Source organism: Pseudomonas putida (genome assembly GCF_028682635.1).
Taxonomy (GTDB): domain Bacteria; phylum Pseudomonadota; class Gammaproteobacteria; order Pseudomonadales; family Pseudomonadaceae; genus Aquipseudomonas; species Aquipseudomonas putida_AE.
In genome coordinates, this window is record NZ_JANHLK010000016.1 from 101,211 (window position 1) to 121,308 (window position 20,098).

Below are 20,098 nucleotides of genomic sequence, written 5' to 3' on the forward strand. Positions count from 1 at the left end.
CAACAAAAGCACTTCAACACGAAGGTGATCGAACATGCGCGTCAATACTGTTTCCCTGGTGGCACTGCTCTCAACGTTGAGTGCCGCCGCCTACGCCGATGAAACCGTGAACATTTCCAACTGGAACGGCTACATCGCCGACGACACCCTGGCCACGTTCACCAAAGAAACCGGGATCAAGGCCACTTACGACATCCATGACAGCAACGAAGTGCTGGAATCGAAGCTGATGACCGGCAATACCGGGTATGACGTGGTCAGCCCGTCGAACCATTTCCTCTCGCGCCTGATCAAGGCCGGTGCCATCCAGAAGCTCGACAGGAGCCAGCTCCCGGGCTGGAGCAACCTCGACCCGGTGCTGATGAAAAAGCTCGAGGTCAACGACCCCGGCAACCAGTACGGTTATCCCTACATGTGGGGCACCGCGGGCATTGGTTATAACGTCGAGAAGATCAAGGCGATCTTCGGCAATACCGACGTCACCCGCTCCTGGAGCCTGTTTTTCGATGAGGCCAACATCAGGAAGCTCAGCGAATGTGGCGTGGCGATCATCGACAACCCGACGCAAGTGCTGCCGATCACCCTCAACTACCTGGGGTTGCCGCCCCATAGCCACACGCCTGAAGACTACAAGAAAGCCGAACAGGCGCTGCTGAAGATCCGGCCTTACGTCCAGTATTTCCACGCCTCCAAATACATCAGCGACCTGGCCAACGGCAACGTCTGCGCGGTGATCGGCTTCAACGGCGACATCGTGCAGGCAGCCGCCAGCGCCAAGGAGGCGAAAAACGGCATCGACATTGCCTATTCGATCCCGGATGAGGGCTCCACCCTGTGGTTCGACATGGTGGTCATGCCCAAGAACGCGCCGCACCAGAAGAACGGCTACTCCTACATGAACTACCTGCTGCAACCGCAGGTCATCGCCAACATCACCAACAGCATCCATTACGCCAACCCCAACAGCGCAGCGGACGTTGATGTGGTGCCGGCGGTGAAGCAGGACCTGGCGATCTACCCGCCCAAGGCGGTGATGGACAAGCTATTCACGGTGGAAGACCTGCCAGCCTCCATCGCCCGCTTGACCACGCGGCTGTGGACCAAGTTGAAGACCAATACCTGATTGCTGGCAAGCCAGCTCCTACAGGATTTGCGGGGAGCATGTTGAATGGGGCATTACGCGCATCTGTAGGAGCCGGCTTGCTGGCGATGCGATGGTGGCCGTTACGCCGCCATCGCTGGCAAGCCAGCTCCTACAGGATTTGTGAATGCTGTTGGATTTGGGGCATTACGCACATCTGTAGGAGCCGGCTTGCTGGTGATGCGATGGTGGCCGTGACGCCGCCATCGCTGGCAAGCCAGCTCCTACAGGATTTGTAAATGCTGTTGGATTTGGGGCATTACGCGCATCTGTAGGAGCCGGCTTGCTGGCGATGCGATGGTGGCCGTGACGCCGCCATCGCTGGCAAGCCAGCTCCTACAGGATTTGTGAATGCTGTTGGATTTGGGGCATTACGCACATCTGTAGGAGCCGGCTTGCTGGCGATGCGATGGTGGCCGTTACGCCGTCATCGCTGGCAAGCCAGCTCCTACAGGATTTGTGAATGCTGTTGGATTTGGGGCATTACGCACATCTGTAGGAGCCGGCTTGCTGGTGATGCGATGGTGGCCGTGACGCCGCCATCGCTGGCAAGCCAGCTCCTACAGGATTTGTAAATGCTGTTGGATTTGGGGCATTACGCGCATCTGTAGGAGCCGGCTTGCTGGCGATGCGATGGTGGCCGTGACGCCGCCATCGCTGGCAAGCCAGCTCCTACAGGATTTGTGAATGCTGTTGGATCTGGGGCATTACGCGCATCTGTGGGAGCCGGCTTGCTGGCGATGCGATGGTGGCCGTGACGCCGCCATCGCTGGCAAGCCAGCTCCTACAGGATTTGTGAATGCTGTTGGATTTGGGGCATTACGCGCATCTGTAGGAGCCGGCTTGCTGGCGATGCGATGGTGGCCGTTACGCCGTCATCGCTGGCAAGCCAGCTTCTACAGGATTTGTGGATGCTGTTGGATCTGGGGCATTACGCGCATCTGTGGGAGCCGGCTTGCTGGCGATGCGATGGTGGCCGTTACGCCGTCATCGCTGGCAAGCCAGCTTCTACAGGATTTGTGGATGCTGTTGGATCTGGGGCATTACGCGCATCTGTAGGAGCCGGCTTGCTGGCGATGCGATGGTGGCCGTGACGCCGCCATCGCTGCGATGCGGCGACCCGACAAGCCAGCTCCTACAGGATTTGTGAATGCTGTTGGATTTGGGGCATTACGCACATCTGTAGGAGCCGGCTTGCTGGCGATGCGATGGTGGCCGTGATGCCGCCATCGCTGGCAAGCCAGCTCCTACAGGATTTGTGAATGCTGTTGGATTTGGGGCATTACGCGCATCTGTAGGAGCCGGCTTGCTGGCGATGCGATGGTGGCCGTGACGCCGTCATCGCTGGCAAGCCAGCTCCTACAGGATTTGTGAATGCTGTTGGATTTGGGGCATTACGCGCATCTGTAGGAGCCGGCTTGCTGGCGATGCGATGGTGGCCGTGACGCCGTTTTCGCTAGCCGCCAGCAGCAGGGTGGTTCAGCCGTCGATAGCCGGAAAATCGATATCGGTCAGGGCGACGTTGTTCAGGTAGTGGGTCAGCGTTTTGATCCTGTTGATGCGCCACATCCTGAGCAGTCGCGATCAGCAGCCGGGCATGATGGCCGGCCTGGCCGATCCACGCCTGGCGCGCCCTTTGAACCAAATGCACGAAGCGCCCGGCAAGGCCTGGAGCGTGGCCGAACTGGCGGTGGCGGCCAACATGTCCCGGGCCAGTTTCGCCGAGCACTTCAAACGGTTGGTCGGGCAGGCCCCGATGGATTATCTGGTCAGCTGGCGCATCAGCCTGGCGCAGAAGCGCCTGGGTGAAGGCAAGCCCATTGCCCTGATCGCCGAAGAGGTCGGTTATGAAAGCCCTTCGGCACTGGCCCGGGCGTTTTGCCGCAAGACCGGGGTCAGTCCCCGGCAGTGGAGAGGATAACGCGGCCAGCGTATGTTGGCCGGCGCACTGGCGGGCCACGGCAGCTGTGCTAGCTTCTTGGGGGGGAATCTCTGGTTTGCCAGCGTCCCGTCGTGTCTACCTCGTACAGGCCCTGGGGAGTCGATCAATAATATGCAGGATGCGCGCCCAAACCCGACGCTGGACCTGGAGTATTGTGTCGAACGTCCGATTTTCATGGACTTCCTGCAGCACGCCGGACGCACGCCCGATGCCGTGGCGGTGGTTTCCCAACACGCCACGTGCAGCTACGGCGAACTGGAAGCGATCAGCCAGCGCCTGGCGGGCTTTCTGCTTGAACAGGGCGCGAGGCCATCCGACCGGGTGGTTATCGTCTCCGGGCGCTGTGCGGGGCTGGTCTACGCCATGCTCGGTGCCTCGCGCGCCGGCTTGACCTTCACCGTTGCCGACATGGCCTATCCCCGTGCGCGCATCGAGCAGATCATCCAGGTGCTCGAGCCGAGTTTTGTCCTCGTTTGCGGCGAGGCCGCGTTCGAGCTCGATCCCCGGCGATCGTCCGCGATACGCTTGGTCAATATCCCTGAAATGCCCGGCGACGTGCTGAAGGCCTTCGCCGTCGAGCCAAGGGGCTTGCCAGAGGTCAATCCTGGAGACCCGGCCTATATCACCTTCACCTCGGGCAGTACCGGCGAGCCGAAGGGGATTGTCACCCATCACTCGCCCCTGGTGCATTTCATCGAATGGCATAGCCAGCGTCATTCGTTGACCAGGGACAGTTGCTTTTCCCTGCTGTCAGGGCTGGGTCACGATCCGGTCTACAGGGACGTGTTCACGCCGCTGTCCATTGGCGCAAAGGTCGTGATCCCGGCCCAGTCGACCGTTATCGATCCAGCCGCATTGGCCAAATGGATACACCAGCACGGGATCTCCGTCATTCACCTCACGCCGCCCTTGGGCAAACTCATTGAAACCGGGGCGAAGATCAGTGGCTTGCAGTTCGATGACCTGCGCTACCTGTTCTGGGGCGGGGATGCCTTGAGCAACACCCTGTACCAGCAAATCTGCGCCATCGCCCCCAACGCCATCAGCGTCAACTTCTACGGCACGACCGAAACGCCCCAGGCGATGGCTTACCATCAGATCGATCCCGCGCTCGACAATTCAAGGATCCCGCTGGGCAAAGGTATCGAAGGCGCGCAACTGTTGCTGGTCAATGAGGCCAATCGGTTGGTCGGCGAAGGCGAAGTCGGGGAGATCCTGATACGCAGCCCGTATCTGTCCCTGGGTTACTACGGTGATGCAGCGCTGACCAAGGAAAAGTTCGTGGTCAACCCCTTTACCCGGGCCGAGGGTGACATCTGCTATCGAACCGGCGACCTGGGCACCTACCTTGCCGATGGCAGTGTCATGTTCCGCGGGCGCGGCGACAGCCAGGTGAAGATTCGCGGCCATCGCATCGAGCTCGCTGAAATCGAAGGTGCGATCTCCAGGCATCCGCGGATCAAACAGTGCGTGGTGCTGGCCGACAACGACCGTTCGAACGTGAAGCTGGTGGCCTGCTGCGTTGCAGCCAAGCCGGTTGCAGCGGTTGAACTGCGTGAGCAGGTGGGGCAGGCGCTGCCTGACTACATGGTGCCGGCGTTGTTCGTGTTCGTGGAGTCCATTCCACTGACGCCCAACGGCAAGATCGACAAGCGGGCATTGCAGGCGCTGGTCGATAGCCAGGCGGCCCCCGTCAATGCCAGCCAGGACCTGTCGCCGCTGGCGCTCAAGTTGTCCCAGGCATGGGCGGAAATTCTTGAAGTGCCGCGCATCGATCCGCAGTTGACGTTCGTTGAACTAGGCGGGGATTCACTCTCGTTCGTGCAGGCTTCCATGGTGCTGGAAGAGCTGATCGGCCATCTGCCCGATCAATGGGAAATGATCCCGGTCGTTGAATTGTGTGAACTGGCCAGCGACACCAAGGCCTCGCGGTTTTCGATCCGGGCCATGGAAGTGCCGGTGTTTTTACGCGTGGTGTCCATCGTGTTGATTGTGATGGGGCATTTCAATGTGTATACGCCGTGGCCGGTGTTCGGCGAAACCATGGCCCTGTTCCTGATTTCCGGGGTCAGCCTGGCGAGGTTTCAGTTCAAGGCCATCAATGAGTACGGGAGCGTGCGCACGCTGGTGAAGTCCGTTGCCAGTATCGCGGTGCCAACGATCCTCTATACGGTGTTGGTGCAATTGCTGTTCGACAAAGTGCATTGGCAATCACTGTTGCTGATTTCCAATTGGTTTACAGCGGATAGCGTCGGTGTCTTCACCTATTGGTACATAGAACTGCTGGTGCAGATGCTGGTGATCATCGGGTTCGCGCTGTCGTTCGAGCGCGTGAGAAACATCATCAGTGCAGACCCGTTTCGTTGTTTTGTCATAGCGTCCTGCGTGTTGGCGGTGGCTGACGTGCTGATCAGTCTCTATGTGTTCGATGCGAGCGCGCTGTTCAATCGGGTGCCACAGCATTACCTGGCGATCATGGTGCTCGGCATGGCCATTCACAGTGCCAGTACAACCACCCAGAAGTGGATCGTCAGTGCCGTTGCCGTCCTGGTGGTGGGTTGGCAGGACATGGTGGCCATGTTGGGGTATGGACCGTTCGCCGGCGAGATCTGGAGCCATTTCGATATCGCCCTGCCTGCCGCGCTCCTGGTGATCTGGGTCCGGTCCATTCCCGTACCCGGTCTGATGGCGCGGGGCATGGCGTTGATTGCCTCCTCGACCCTGTATATCTACTTGACGCACTTCCAGTTCCTGTCGGTGGCCCGGCGCCTCGGCGATTATCCGCTGCTCGCGGTGGTGCTCGCCGTCGTCGGTGGCGTGGCGGTGGCGTATGTCTGGAACAAGGTGGTGCGCTGGGTGATGATGCGCGGCAATGGCGACGGCAAGAAGCGTGGTGCGGATAAAATCGAGCGGGTGGCGTGACGGTTCCGTAAACTGGCGGCGCAACAGGCGTTGCGCCGTGCATGCCGCTGCTGACATGCGCGCGCCGCCGACTTACCACCTCAAGCAAGAGATCCCCATGGCAAACCAAGACCTGACCTTCGTTCCCGATCCCGATGCGGACTCCATTTCCTCAGACGTCGCCGGTTTCGCCGGCATGCTGGTCTCCACCCAGATTCCGACCCGTGCCGATGGCAGCCTTGAACTGGGCGATATCACCCTGCAAAGCGAGTGCACTCTGCAAGCGCTGAAAGTGGCGCTGGAGCGCGCCGGCAGTTCCATGGACCGGGTGCTGCACCTGACCATCTACCTCACCGACATGGCCGACCGCGCCGCGTTCAACGAGGTCTACAAGCGCTTCTTCGCCAAACCGTGGCCGGTGCGCGCTGCGGTGGGCGTGGCGTCGTTGGCGGTCGAAGGGATGCGGGTGGAAGTCACCGCAATGGCTGCCAAAGCCTGATCGTAATCCCACACGCGAACTGTAGGAGCTGGCTTGCTAGCGAAGAGGCCAGAAAGAGCAACGCAATACTCAAGGCCGCCTTCGCTGGCAAGCCAGCTCCTACAAGGGGTTTGTGGTACGCGCAGATGCATCTGGGTATCCGGAAGCCGCCACCTGGCAGTACACGGGTGCCCCTCAGGCATTTCACCGCTACAATGCGCGCCTCGACCGTGACAGCCTGACTAAAAAATATTATGTCCCTGCCCAAACATCACCTGGAATTGCTCAGCCCCGCCCGTGACGTGGCGATCGCCCGCGAGGCCATCCTGCATGGCGCTGATGCCGTCTACCTCGGCGGCCCGAGCTTCGGCGCCCGGCATAACGCCTGCAACGAGGTGAGCGATATCGCCGCCCTGGTGGAGTTCGCCCATCGCTACCACGCCCGGGTGTTCACCACCATCAACACCATCCTGCACGACAACGAGCTGGAGCCGGCCCGCAAGCTGATCCACGAACTGTACGATGCCGGTGTCGACGCGCTGATCGTCCAGGACCTGGGCGTGATGGAACTGGACATCCCGCCGATCGAGCTGCATGCCAGCACCCAGACCGACATCCGCACCCTGGAGCGGGCGAAATTCCTCGACCAGGCCGGTTTCTCGCAACTGGTACTGGCCCGCGAGCTGAACCTGCAGGAAATTAGCGCCATCGCCGACGAAACCGACGCGGCGATCGAGTTCTTCATCCACGGTGCGCTGTGCGTGGCGTTCTCCGGCCAGTGCAACATTTCCCACGCCCACACCGGCCGCAGCGCCAACCGCGGCGACTGCTCCCAGGCCTGCCGCCTGCCGTATACCCTCAAGGACGAGAAGGGCGGGGTGATCGCCTACGAGAAGCACCTGCTGTCGATGAAGGACAACAACCAGAGCGCCAACATCCGCGCCCTGGTGGAAGCTGGCGTGCGCTCGTTCAAGATCGAAGGGCGCTACAAGGACATGGGCTACGTGAAGAACATCACCGCCTATTACCGCCAGCGCCTGGACGCCGTGCTCGAAGACCGCCCGGACCTGGCCCGCGCGTCCAGCGGCCGCACCGCGCATTTCTTCCTGCCCGATCCGGACAAGACCTTCCACCGTGGCAGCACCGACTACTTCGTCAGCGAGCGCAAGATCGACATCGGCGCCTTTGACTCGCCAACCTTCACCGGCCTGCCGGTGGGCGTGGTGGAAAAAGTCGGCAAGCGCGATCTGCTGGTGGTCACCCACGAGCCGCTGTCCAACGGTGACGGCCTCAACGTCCTGGTCAAGCGTGAAGTGGTGGGCTGGCGGACGAACATCGCCGAGCCAAAAGGTGAATTCGAAGAAGACGGCGAGAAACGCTATCGCTACCGCGTCGAGCCGAACGAGATGCCCAAGGGCTTGCACCAGTTGCGCCCGAATCACCCGTTGAGCCGCAACCTGGATCACAACTGGGCCCAGGCGCTGCAAAAGACCTCCGCCGAGCGCCGGATCGGTCTTTCCTGGGTGGCGCGCCTGCGTGAAGAGCGCCTGGAACTGATTGCCACCAGCGAAGAGGGCATCAGCGCCAGTGTGGCCCTGGATGGTCCGTTCGGCGTGGCCAACAAGCCGGAGCAGGCCCTGGAGCAGCTGCACGATCTGCTGGGCCAACTGGGCACCACCGAGTACCACGCCACCAACATCAAGCTGGACGCGCCGCAGGCGTTCTTCATTCCCAACTCGCAGCTCAAGGCCTTGCGCCGCGAAGTGATCGAAGCACTCACCGTGGCGCGCATCGCGGCCCATCCACGGGGCGGCCGCAAGCCCGAGACCACACCACCGCCGGTGTACCCGGAGTCGCACCTGTCGTTCCTGGCCAACGTCTACAACCAGAAGGCCCGCGACTTCTATCACCGTCACGGGGTCAAGCTGATCGATGCGGCCTATGAGGCCCATGAGGAGACTGGCGAAGTGCCGGTGATGATCACCAAGCATTGCCTGCGGTTCTCCTTCAACCTGTGCCCCAAGCAGGCCAAGGGCGTGACGGGCGTGCGCACCAAGGTCGCGCCGATGCAGTTGATCCACGGCGACGAAGTGCTGACGTTGAAATTCGACTGCAAGCCTTGCGAAATGCACGTGATCGGCAAGATGAAGGGGCACATCCTCGATCTGCCGCAACCGGGCAGCGTGCAACAGGTCGTCGGGCACATCAGCCCCGAAGACCTGCTCAAGACCATCCACCGCGCGCCCCACTGAGTGATCGGCGAGCGCGCAGTCAAAGGCTGCGCGCTCGCCAACTCACCCCTCGCAGTTCAGCTCACTTCAGGTCGAAGCGGTCAAGGTTCATCACCTTGGTCCAGGCCGCCACGAAGTCCTTGATGAACTTCTCCTCGCCATTACTGGCATAGAACTCCGACAGCGCGCGCAATTGCGAGTTGGAGCCGAAGACCAGGTCGACTCGGGTGCCCGTCCACTTTTTCTGGCCGGTCTTGCGATCGCTCGCTTCAAACTCTTCCTGGGCGTCCGACACCGGTTTCCACTCCACACCCATGTCCAGCAGGTTGGTGAAGAAGTCGGTGGTCAGTGCCTCGGGCCGCGTAGTGAAGACGCCGTGGGAGGTGTTTCCGGCGTTGGTCTTGAGCACGCGCAGACCGCCGATCAGCACGGTCATTTCCGGCGCGGTCAGGGTCAGCAACTGCGCCTTGTCGATCAACAGCGACTCCGCCGATACGCTGTATCTGCCCTTGAGGTAATTGCGGAAGCCATCGGCGATCGGTTCGAGAAAACCGAACGACTCGACATCGGTCTGTTCCTGGGAAGCGTCCATGCGCCCTGGGGTGAACGGCACCGTGACCGTGTGCCCGGCATTTTTCGCGGCTTGTTCAACCCCCGCATTACCGGCGAGGACGATCAGGTCGGCGAGGGAGATTTTCTTGCCGCCGGCGTTGTATTCCTGCTGGATACTTTCGAGTTTCGCCAGTACGTTCCCCAGTTGGTCGGGCTGGTTGGCCTGCCAGAACTTCTGTGGGGCCAGGCGCAAACGCCCGCCGTTGGCACCGCCGCGTTTGTCCGAACCGCGGAAGGTGGAGGCCGCCGCCCACGCCGTCGAGACCAGTTGCGAGACCGACAGGCCCGAGGCCAGCAGCTTGCTTTTCAGGGCCGCGACGTCACTGTCGTCGACCAGTGGATGATCGACGGCAGGAATCGGGTCTTGCCACAGCAGTTCTTCATTAGGCATTTCCGGGCCGAGGTAGCGTGAGAGCGGGCCCATGTCGCGGTGGATCAGCTTGTACCAGGCACGGGCGAAGGCGTCGGCCAGTTGATCGGGGTTCTCCAGGAAACGCCGGGAAATCGGCTCGTAGATCGGGTCGAAGCGCAGCGCCAGGTCGGTGGTCAGCATGGTTGGATTACGGCGTTTTGACGGGTCGTGCGCGTCGGGGATGATCCCGGCACCGGCACCGTTTTTCGGCGTCCATTGGTGGGCGCCCGCGGGGCTCTTGGTCAGTTCCCATTCGAAGCCGAATACGTTCTCCAGGAAGTTGTTGCTCCACTTCGTGGGGGTGGTGGTCCAGGTCACTTCCAGGCCGCTGGTGATAGTGTCCGGGCCTTTGCCGCTGCCGAATTTGTTCCTCCAGCCCAGACCCTGTTCTTCCAGGCCAGCCGCTTCGGGCTCGGGACCCACGTTGTCGGCGGGGCCGGCGCCATGGGTCTTGCCGAACGCGTGACCGCCGGCGATCAGCGCCACGGTTTCCTCATCGTTCATGGCCATGCGGCCGAAGGTTTCACGGATGTCCTTGCCGGCGGCCACCGGGTCCGGGTTGCCTTCCGGGCCTTCCGGGTTCACATAGATCAGGCCCATTTGCACGGCTGCCAGAGGGTTTTCCAGGTTGCGGCCCTGATCGGTACGGCTCTCCTCGTTTTTCCCAGGTTCCGCAACGAGCGGGCCTTCGCCGGGTTCCTGCACGGGTTTTTGCGCCTTGTCGTAGCGCACGTCACCGCCCAGCCATTTGTTTTCCGAGCCCCAGTAGACATCCTCGTCCGGTTCCCAGACGTCAGGCCGGCCACCGGAAAAGCCGAAGGTCTTGAAGCCCATGGATTCCAGCGCGACGTTACCGGTCAGGACGATCAGGTCGGCCCAGGAAATCTTGTCGCCATACTTTTGCTTGATCGGCCACAGCAGGCGGCGGGCCTTGTCCAGGCTGACGTTGTCCGGCCAACTGTTGAGCGGTGCAAAACGCTGCTGGCCAGAGCCGGCGCCGCCACGGCCATCGCCGGTACGATAGGTGCCGGCGGAGTGCCAGGCCATGCGCACGAACAGCGGGCCGTAGTGACCGAAATCCGCCGGCCACCAGTCTTGCGAGTCGGTCATCAGGGCAGCGAGGTCACGCTTGAGCGCGGCAAAATCCAGGGACTTGAATGCCTCGGCATACTTGAAGCCCTCGTCCGTGGGGGTAGATAGGGACGAGTGCTGGTGCAGGATCTTCAGATTAAGCTGGTTCGGCCACCAATCGCGGTTCGTGGTGCCACCACCAGCGGCGTGATTGAACGGGCATTTCGTTTCAGTTCCCATCTGTGAGCTACCTTTGGTCGTGTTCATTCAGCCATCGTCCCGGTTGAGGTCCGATAGCGGTGAGTGAAATCAATGACTCAGGCTGTTGGCCCAGCAAGTCGATCAACTGATCATCGTGGCCAAACGGGCATCGCGGCACTGGCAAGCGAGTAACCAACGCGATGACCCAGGTATGCCTAGTCGGTTTCTGACTCCTGCTTTATCTTCTTATCAGGTCTGGGCCGGCCAGACCGCACCGGCGCTAGTTAAGGCTAGACCGCCCTTGGGCAGACGGCTAATAGCTGGAGTATTTGTAGTCGATAGGTGGAATCTTTCAAGGCGCCTGAAAATTACGCCTCGAAATGTTTCCTATGAAAGCGTCAGTGGCGTATCGCCAGCGAAGAGGCCCGAGAGACCAGCGCAATACTCAAGGCCCCCTTCGCCGGCAAGCCGGGCTCCTACAATGTTGTGTGTTAGACATGAATCCGTGGTTTTCCACGGACCTGTAGGAGCTGGCTTGCCAGCGAAGAGGCCCAAGAGAGCAGCGCAATACTCAAGGCAGCCTTCGCCGGCAAGCCGGGCTCCTACAATGTTGTGTGTTGGCCATGAATCCATGGTTTTCCACGGACCTGTAGGAGCTGGCTTGCCAGCGAAGAGGCCCGAGAGACCAGCGCAATACTCAAGACCGCCTTCGCCGGCAAGCCGGGCTCCTACACTGTTTTGTGTTGCGCATGAATCCGTGGTCGTCCTCGGACCTGTAGGAGCTGGCTTGCCAGCGAAGAGGCCCGAAAAAACAGCGCAATACTCAAGGCCGCCTTCGCCGGCAAGCCGGGCTCCTACAATGTTGTGTGTTGGACATGGAACCGTGGTCGTCCTCGGACCTGTAGGAGCTGGCTTGCCAGCGAAGAGGCCCGAGAGACCAGCGCAATACTCAAGGCCGCCTTCGCCGGCAAGCCGGGCTCCTACAATGTTGTGTGTTGGACATGGAACCGTGGTCGTCCTCGGACCTGTAGGAGCTGGCTTGCCAGCGAAGAGGCCCGAGAGACCAGCGCAATACTCAACACCGCCTTCGCCGGCAAGCCGGGCTCCTACAATGTTTTGTGTTGGGCATGGAGCCGTGGTCGTCCTCGGACCTGTAGGAGCTGGCTTGCCAGCGAAGAGGCCCGAAAAACCAGCGCAATACCCAAGACCGCCTTCGCCGGCAAGCCGGGCTCCTACAATGTTGTGTGTTGGACATGAATCCGTGGTTTTCCACGGACCTGTAGGCGCTGGCTTGCCAGCGAAGAGGCCCGAGAGACCAGCGCAATACTCAAGGCCGCCTTCGCCGGCAAGCCGGGCTCCTACAATGTTCCAACCACTCAATAGACATCCCGCAAATAACGCTTCTGCTCACTCATCTGGCGCCAATAATCAGCGGCGTCTTGCGGATCCAGTCCACCATGTCGTTGCGCGACCTGGCGCAACGTCTGATCGACGTCCCTGGCCATGCAGCTGGCATCGCCACAGATGTACAACCGGGCGCCGTCCTGCAGCCAGCGCCAGAGTTCGGCGCCTTGTTCGCGGATGCGGTCCTGTACGTAGATCTTCTCCGCCTGGTCACGGGAAAACGCCAGGCTCAGGTGCGTCAGCAGGCCATCGTGCTGCATGCCTTGCAGTTCATCGCGGTAATAGAAATCGCTGGCGGCGTGCTGTTCACCGAAGAACAGCCAGTTCCTGCCCTGGTCGCCCCGCGCGCGGCGCTCTTGCAGGAAGGCGCGGAAGGGTGCGATGCCGGTGCCGGGGCCGATCATGATCATCGGTACATCACCGTCGCTGGGCACGCGAAAATGTTTCGACGGCTGGACGAAAACCGGTACCTCGGCGTCCTGCGCGCGGTCGGCGAGAAAGGTCGAGGACACGCCCTTGCGTTTGCCGTAGCGCACCGCGGCCACGGTGAGATGGACTTCCCGTGGATGCGCCTTGGCGCTTGACGCAATGGAATACAGGCGCGGTTGCAGGCGTTTGAAGGTGCCCAGCAGCTCGCTTGCCGAGCAGTCGAGCGGATACTCCTGCAGCACGTCCGCCAGTTGCCGTCCCCACAACCATTCTTTCAGCTGAGCCTTGCGGTCATTGCCCAGCAGCTGTTTCAAGCCCGGGTTGGCGCTGCGCTCGGCGATGAAGGCGAGGGTGTCGCTGTTGGGCCGGGCGATTTCAAAGTGTTCGGTCAGGGCCTGACGCAACGACACCTCGCCGAATTGATCGACGCTCACCGGCGCCTCGGCATTCAACCGGGTCAGGTCGAGCAACTCATCGACCAGTTCAGGACAATTGCGCGGATGGACGCCCAGCGCGTCACCCGCCTCGTAGCCCAATCCCGAATCCGCCAGGTCCAGGGAAAACATCCGGGTTTCCTTATGCGGGCTCTGGCTGTTCAGGTGAAGGTTGACCAGCAGCCGTGAGGCACGGGGCTTGGCCTTGCCCGTAGTCTCGATGGGACTGGCGGCACCCTGCGCCTCGACAGCGACCGCTGGCTCGGGCCTGAGGGTCTTCTGTAATTGCGCCACCCAGGTATCGGCGCGCTCTTCGAATTCGGTGTCGCAGTCGACCCGTTCCAGCAGACGGGTGGCGCCCAGTTCCTGCAGGCGCTGATCGAGTTGCTTGCCGTGACGGCAGAACTGGTCGTAGGCCGGATCACCCAAGGCGAGCACGGCAAAGCGCAGCGATTCCAGGCGTGTCTGGGTGGTGCTGAGGCTGTGCCAAAAACCTTCGCCGTTGTCCGGCGGGTCGCCATCGCCGAATGTGCTGCTGATCAGGGCCAGGTTCTGCGTGCTGGTCAACTTGCTGGCCGGAAAATCGGCCATCGCGCTCAGCTCCACGGCGAAGCCGCCGTCACGCAGGCGCGCGGCCAAACGCTCGGCCAGGGTTTCGGCATTGCCGGTTTGCGAGGCCCAGAGCAAGGTCACGGCGGGTGCGTTGGCGGCGGCTGGGGTTTCAACCTGGTTGCCCAGCGCAACACCCGCGTCGACCCGGCTGAACAACCCACCCAGGAGCCCGTCCAGCCACAGCCGCGTCTCGGTCGCCAGCGGCGCGCTGGGCGGCAGCACCGGCACACCAGGCGCCTGGCGACCGGCGGGGGATTGCAGGCCACTGAGAAAACCGGCCAGGTAAGTGCGTTCGCTGTCGTTCAATGTCGGGGAGGGCAGGCGACGGATGCCCGCCAGATCAGCGAAGGTCTCGATGCTCGACATGGCGAGTTCCTCTGGCAAGGGGGAGGGGACGACGGCGGCAGGCGCTGGGGTTTGCAGGAACTGATGGTCGATCAGTTCGACCCGTTGCAGGGCGACCGCACAGAATTTGAATTCCGGCTGCTGGGATATCGGGTCGACGGCATCGTTGGTCACGGCATTGATCGCCAGGTTTTCCCCAAACACATCGTTCCAGTGAAAAGGCGCAAAACAATTGCCCTGGCGCACGCGGTCGGTCACCACCGCCGGCAACACCGCGCGACCGCGCACGGAACGTACTTCGACCGGGTCCTTGTCCTTGATGCCCAACGCGCTGGCATCCTCGGGATGGATCTCGACGAAGGGGCCGGGGTTGAGCTTGTTCAGGGTCGCCACCTTGCCGGTCTTGGTCAGGGTGTGCCACTGATGCTGCAAGCGCCCGGTGTTGAGCACGAAGGGAAAGGCTTCATCGGGCATTTCTGCCGGCGCCATGTGCGGCCGGGCGAGGAAGATGCCTTTGCCGCGCTCGGTGGCAAACACGATCGCCGGCTGGTGGCCATCGGCTTCGACCTTGAGCGTCTGGCTCACGCCGTTGTTGAGGTAGCGAATCGGATTGCGCTGCGGGGCAGCCTCGGACGCGCAGGGCCATTGCAGCGGTTGGTCGCGCAGGCGCGTGTAGCTGGCGCCGCGAATGTCGTAGCCGGTCCTGGGATTCCAGGCGCGCTTGATCTCTTCGAACACTTCCTCGGCAGCGCTGTAGGTGAACCCGTCGGCGAAGCCCATCGCGCAGGCCACCCGGGCGATGATCTGCCAGTCGGGCAGCGTCTCGCCCGGGGCCTCCACGGCTTTTTGCATCAGCGTCAAGTTGCGCTCGGAGTTGATCATCACGCCCTCGGCCTCGGCCCAGAGCGCGCCGGGCAGGAGGATGTCAGCGTAACGGTTGGTCTCGGTGTCGAGGTAGGCGTCCTGGGTGATCACCAGTTCGGCCGCTTGCAGGCCGTCGATGACTTTCTGGCGGTTGGGGCCCGACGCGACCGGGTTGGTGCAGATGATCCAGCAGGCCTTGATCTTGCCTGCGCTCATGTCTTCGAACAGGGCCACAGTGCCGCCGCCAACGTTGCGCGGCAGGCTGTCGCGCGGGATGTCCCACAAGTCTTCGATGAACTGGCGGTCCGCCTCGACCAGCGCCGAGCGCTGTCCGGGCAGGCCTGGCCCCATGTAGCCCATCTCGCGGCCACCCATGGCATTGGGTTGCCCGGTCAGGGAAAACGGCCCGCTGCCCGGCCGGCAGATCGCCCCAGTGGCCAGGTGCAGGTTACACAGGGCGTTGGTGTTCCAGGTGCCGTGGGTACTCTGGTTCAGGCCCATGGTCCAGCAGCTCATCCATTCGGCGGCTTCGCCGATCCATGACGCAGCCTTTCGAATATCCGCCTCGGGCAGGCCGGTGATTTGCGCGACCGTGGCGGGAGGATAGTCCTCGAGGAATTCGGGCATGGCCTCCCAGCCTTCGGTGAACGCGGCGATGAAGGTCGGGTCGGTATGGCCGTTTTTCACCAGCAGGTGCAGCAAGCCATTGAGCAAGGCCAGGTCGGTCCCTGGCTTGATCGGCAGGAACAGGTCGGCTTTGTCCGCGGTGGCGCTGCGCCGTGGATCGACCACGATCAGCTTCGCCCCGGCCTTGACCCGGTCCAGCATGCGCAGGAACAGGATCGGGTGACAGTCGGCCATGTTCGCGCCGATGACGAAAAACAAATCAGCATGATCGAAGTCCTGGTACGAACCCGGAGGGCCGTCAGAACCGAGGGACAGCTTGTAGCCGCTGCCGGCGCTGGCCATGCACAGGCGGGAATTGGACTCGATGTTGTTGGTGCGAACAAAACCCTTGGCCAGCTTGTTGATCAGGTATTGGGCTTCCAGGGACATTTGCCCGGACACGTAGAACGACAATGCATCGGGGCCATGGCGATCGAGGGTGTCGCGCAACCGGCTGGCCGTCTCGCTGATCGCCTTGTCCATGGCGATGCGCACCGGGTCGCGCTGGCGCTTCTGGCGCAGGTAGGCATGCTCCATCCGCCCCGACTCGGCGATGGCCTGGCCGCAGGTGGTGCCTTTGGTGCAGAGCCGGCCGGCGTTGGTCGGGTGGGCCTTGTCGCCGCTGACCTTGACGACCCGGTTGTTTTCGACCTGCATGACGATGCCGCAGCCCACACCACAATAGGGACACACACTGCGTACGGTTTTGCTTGCCATCCTCGCCCCTCGAATCTCTTGCCGGCCGTTACCGATGCCGGAAACAAAAAAGGCGCCATGCGGCCCACCGTCATAAAAAACGGGGGACACACGGCGCCTTTGTCGTATGCATGCAATCAGCGTTGACTGCAGGGTTGAGATGTACCTAGCAAGTCACGCGCCAGAAATGCCTTTCAGGCCGTGATCGTTGTCGATACGGGGGCGGGCAAGGGGAGATCGTCGAGCGTCGGTGCAAATGAACGCTGCACCCTGCACTTTTATAAAGCGCCACCTGCACCCGGGTGCACCAGTCGGTGGCGGTGGCGGGACTGGCACCTGCAGCGCGCCAATCCCGCCCGCGCTGTCACTTGCCCAGCGCTGGGGTGCGCGGCGGGATCAAGCGCTTCGAACCGGTGGCCTCGAACGCCGAGGCCAGGCGCAGCAGGGTCGAGTCGTCATAGGCGCGACCGGCAAAGGTCAGCCCCACGGGCATGCCGATGTCCGGCATGACCCCCATCGGCACGGTGACGGTCGGCACCCCCAGATGGCGTATCGCGAGGTTGCCGTTGGCCACCCAGACGCCGTTGCTCCAGGCGATGTCCGCCGCTTCCGGGTCGACATCGGCATTGGCCGGGCCGACGTCGGCGACGGTCGGAAAAATTACCGCATCGAGCCCCAGCCGATCCATCCACTGCTCGAGATCGATCTGGCGCGTCTGTTCAAGGCCGCGCAGGCCGTCCGGCACCGTCGGGATCTGGTCCCACGGTGTGATGCCGCGCTCGGCCATGCGCACGTACTCGTCCATGCCGGCGGCAAGGTCGCCCTCGCGGTTGGGCAGGGTGCCTGGGTCATGGGGGAAAATCAGCGGTCCGTCGACATCGACCAGGCGGTTCAACTGTGGATCGCCGTTGGCCTGCAGGAAATCATCGAAGGCCCAGGCCGTCAGGTCCCACAACTCGTGATGCAGGAACTCCTTGGACACGATGCCGCGATTGAACACGGTCGGCGCACCGGGACGATCGCCCTCGCAGTTGGAGACCAGCGGGAAATCCACCTCGATGACTTCGGCGCCGGCGGCTTGCAAGGCCTGGCGGGCCTGCTCCCACAACCCGATCACCGAAGGCCGGGTGTGGATGCGCTGCCCGGTCGGGCCGCCGATGCCAGGGGCCTCGCTGGTGCCGGCTTCAGGGTCGGCGTTGATGTACATGCGCGGCACGCCCAGGCGCTTGCCGGCCAGGGCCGCGGCGTTGGCGGCCAGGTCCTGGTAGGAAGCGGGGCGCACCGAGGCGACAGATGGAATCGGCACCCAGGGTTGCAGGCGCCACAGGTCGCCGCGGGTGTCGGGGTCTTCGGCCACCACCACGTCGAGCACCTCGAGCAGGTCCGCCATGGTCCGGGCGAACGGCACGACGACGTCCATGGTCGGCGTCAACGGCCAGTTGCCACGCACCGAGATCACCCCGCGCGAAGGCGTGTAGGCGCACAAGCCATTGTTGGAGGCCGGGCCACGACCGCTCGACCAGGTTTCTTCAGCCAGGCCGAAGGCGGCAAAGCTGGCGGCGGTGGCGGTTCCGGCACCGTTCGACGAGCCGGAGGCGAAGGGGGCGGTGAGGTAGTCGGCGTTGTACGGGCTTTCTGCGCGGCCGTAGACGCCGCGCTGCATGCCGCCGTTGGCCATCGGCGGCATGTTGGTCTTGCCCAGGCAGATGGCGCCGGCGGCGCGCAGCCGTTCGATAGTGAAGGCATCGCGACAGGCGACCAGGTCCTTGAAGGCCGGGCTGCCGGAGGCGGCGGTCAGCCCCTTTACCAGATAACTGTCCTTGGCCGTGTAGGGAATGCCATCGAGCGGGCCCAGGGCCTGGCCCTTGGCGCGCCGGGCATCGCTGGCCTGGGCCTCTTGCAACGCATCGGGGTTGCGCACCACGACCGCATTGAGCGCGGTGGGCGTCTGGGGCGTGTCGTAGGCATCGATCCGCGCGAGATAGGCCTGGACCAGCTCCACGGCGGTGGTCTGGCCGGATTCGAGCGCAGCGCGCAGTTGGGCTATGGAAACTTCGGTGACTTCGATCATGCGGTGACTGCCGGCTGTTGATGGGGGATGCGCGGGTTGAGGCATCCGGGTACGCCCGTCATGTTAGCACCGCGATCGCCGATGTCAGCTGCCGGCTTGAACAAGCAGGCGCTGGCTCGCCGGACTGAAGGCGGTGCGCAAGCGCTCGATGACCCGGTCGATCGAAGGGCCTTCAATGGCCGGTGGTTGCGGGCTCTCGCCGAACTCACGCCAGATGAACAGGGTCATCTCCGCGCCATCGGTCAGCGTGTGTGCGCTGGCGCTGTCGCCGAAGTTTTCCAGCAACCGATAGCGCTCATCCTGCCAGAACAGGTCCTCGACCCACGGGTACACCGGGATGTAATGGAAATGGATGGGGAAGCGCGGATCATGGCCGAATCGGCTGATGTAGAGCCACTTGGGCTGCAACTCCGCTTGCAGGGTTTTCTGCACCCTGGCGAGCAGCCCGCCCATCTCGGCCAGGGCCTGCTCGGGAAGGTCGGACAATGAATTGGCGTTGTGCCGGGTGCCCAGGACCAGATAGCCGGGGAGCGCCGAAGACATGTGGTGGTTGAGGATCCAGTGGGCGGTTTCATGGATGATGAAACGGGGTGCTATGTCCATGGGTCAATGTCCGTTGGCGACGCTGCCAAAAGGGGCGGGTGGGTTGGCCTCGACTGATTCTAAATCCAGCAAAGCTCCGTGGGATACGCTTTTTGCGCTGGTGCCATGCGCGGGCAATGTAGGGGCAAATCCTGCCGCCGACCACCAGACCTGGGTGTAGCAGGTTAACGCTTTGGTATGAAGCCGGGGGATTCACAGGTCCAGGTCAATCACATGGGCGGCCTCGAACTGAGCGTTTTCATTGATACCATTCCTGGCATAGCCCAGGGCGTTGCAAATGACCCGGGTGTTGCCGATCCGGTAATCGAAGCTGCCGTGGGTATGGCCATGCAACCAGAGTGCCGGCTGCCACGCCTTGATCTGCTCTTCGAGGTCTGAAACGAAACTTGCGTTGATCGGCGAGTCGACGAAAGTCGGGCTGATGCTCGAGCGGGTCGGTGCGAAATGCGAGATCACCACAGTAGGAGTGCTGCGGTCGGCGGCAAAACAGTCTTCCAGCCAGGCCACCGTCTGCAGGAAAATCAGCTGGGAAATGGCCGGGGTGAACAGGTCTGGAAAATCAGGCGAAACCCTGATGCGGCTGAAGTCGCGGATCAGACTCGTGGCCATGTCGATTCCCTGGGCCCGATCTTCGGCTTGATCAAAAAGACGGTAGTCGGACCACAGGGTACAACCGAGGAACCGTACGCCGTTGTGGACGTGCGCCGTACGTTCCAGCACGTGGATCGATGTGCCTTGGGACAAGCGGTGCAGTTGCTCGTAGGTCGAGATCAAGTCGCTGCCGTAGAATTCGTGATTGCCGGCCACGTACAGCACCGGCGTCGGGCATGCCCTGGCCCACTCGATGGCGGCGGCCGGCCGGGAGATGTCGCCGGCCAGGACCACGATATCCGCTTCCAACACCGGAAACGGCAGGGCATCGACGGACAAATGGATATCGGAAAGCAGGGCGATGCGCATGGAACGGTTCCTGGCAGTGGGTGCT

At 62.4% G+C, this 20,098-nt stretch carries 10 protein-coding genes and 1 pseudogene; 6 read left to right on the forward strand and 5 right to left on the reverse strand.

Annotation, left to right across the window (positions count from 1 at the left end; all coding sequences use genetic code 11):
- Window positions 1-34: 34 nt before the first annotated feature.
- The 6 genes and pseudogenes from NPS56_RS20015 to NPS56_RS20040 all read left to right on the forward strand — a co-directional run bounded on the left by NPS56_RS20015 (window position 35) and on the right by NPS56_RS20040 (window position 8,714).
- A complete protein-coding gene (locus NPS56_RS20015) occupies window positions 35-1,123 on the forward strand; it encodes a polyamine ABC transporter substrate-binding protein (protein WP_274076215.1) in 1,089 nt (362 codons plus the stop codon).
- A 705-nt stretch (window positions 1,124-1,828) separates the two neighbouring features.
- On the forward strand, window positions 1,829-2,200 hold the full coding sequence (locus NPS56_RS20020) for a hypothetical protein (protein ID WP_274076216.1): 372 nt from the start codon (window positions 1,829-1,831) through the stop codon (window positions 2,198-2,200).
- 484 nt (window positions 2,201-2,684) lie between these two features.
- Window positions 2,685-3,062: pseudogene (locus NPS56_RS20025) on the forward strand (helix-turn-helix domain-containing protein); the annotation flags it as partial.
- Window positions 3,063-3,194: 132 nt separating this feature from the next.
- A complete protein-coding gene (locus tag NPS56_RS20030) occupies window positions 3,195-6,005 on the forward strand; it encodes an amino acid adenylation domain-containing protein (RefSeq protein ID WP_274076217.1) in 2,811 nt (936 codons plus the stop codon).
- A 97-nt stretch (window positions 6,006-6,102) separates the two neighbouring features.
- A complete protein-coding gene (locus tag NPS56_RS20035; RefSeq protein WP_033044524.1) occupies window positions 6,103-6,483 on the forward strand; it encodes a RidA family protein in 381 nt (126 codons plus the stop codon).
- Between the two features lie 233 nt (window positions 6,484-6,716).
- The gene (locus NPS56_RS20040; protein ID WP_274076218.1) at window positions 6,717-8,714 is read left to right on the forward strand and encodes a peptidase U32 family protein; all 1,998 of its coding nucleotides are present in this window, start codon (window positions 6,717-6,719) and stop codon (window positions 8,712-8,714) included.
- A gap of 61 nt (window positions 8,715-8,775) precedes the next feature.
- Here NPS56_RS20040 and katG read toward each other — a convergent pair whose 3' ends face one another.
- From katG to NPS56_RS20065, 5 genes are all read right to left on the reverse strand, one after another.
- Window positions 8,776-11,028, reverse strand: a complete 2,253-nt coding sequence (katG, locus tag NPS56_RS20045; protein WP_274076219.1) for a catalase/peroxidase HPI — start codon at window positions 11,026-11,028, stop codon at window positions 8,776-8,778.
- Between the two features lie 1,337 nt (window positions 11,029-12,365).
- A complete protein-coding gene (locus NPS56_RS20050; RefSeq protein WP_274076220.1) occupies window positions 12,366-16,460 on the reverse strand; it encodes a bifunctional nitrate reductase/sulfite reductase flavoprotein subunit alpha in 4,095 nt (1,364 codons plus the stop codon).
- A 343-nt stretch (window positions 16,461-16,803) separates the two neighbouring features.
- On the reverse strand, window positions 16,804-18,510 hold the full coding sequence (locus NPS56_RS20055; protein WP_274076221.1) for an amidase: 1,707 nt from the start codon (window positions 18,508-18,510) through the stop codon (window positions 16,804-16,806).
- Window positions 18,511-18,594: 84 nt separating this feature from the next.
- Complete coding sequence (locus tag NPS56_RS20060) at window positions 18,595-19,113, reverse strand: HIT family protein (protein ID WP_274076222.1); 519 nt, start codon at window positions 19,111-19,113, stop codon at window positions 18,595-18,597.
- A 192-nt stretch (window positions 19,114-19,305) separates the two neighbouring features.
- On the reverse strand, window positions 19,306-20,073 hold the full coding sequence (locus NPS56_RS20065; RefSeq protein WP_274076223.1) for a metallophosphoesterase: 768 nt from the start codon (window positions 20,071-20,073) through the stop codon (window positions 19,306-19,308).
- Window positions 20,074-20,098: the final 25 nt, after the last annotated feature.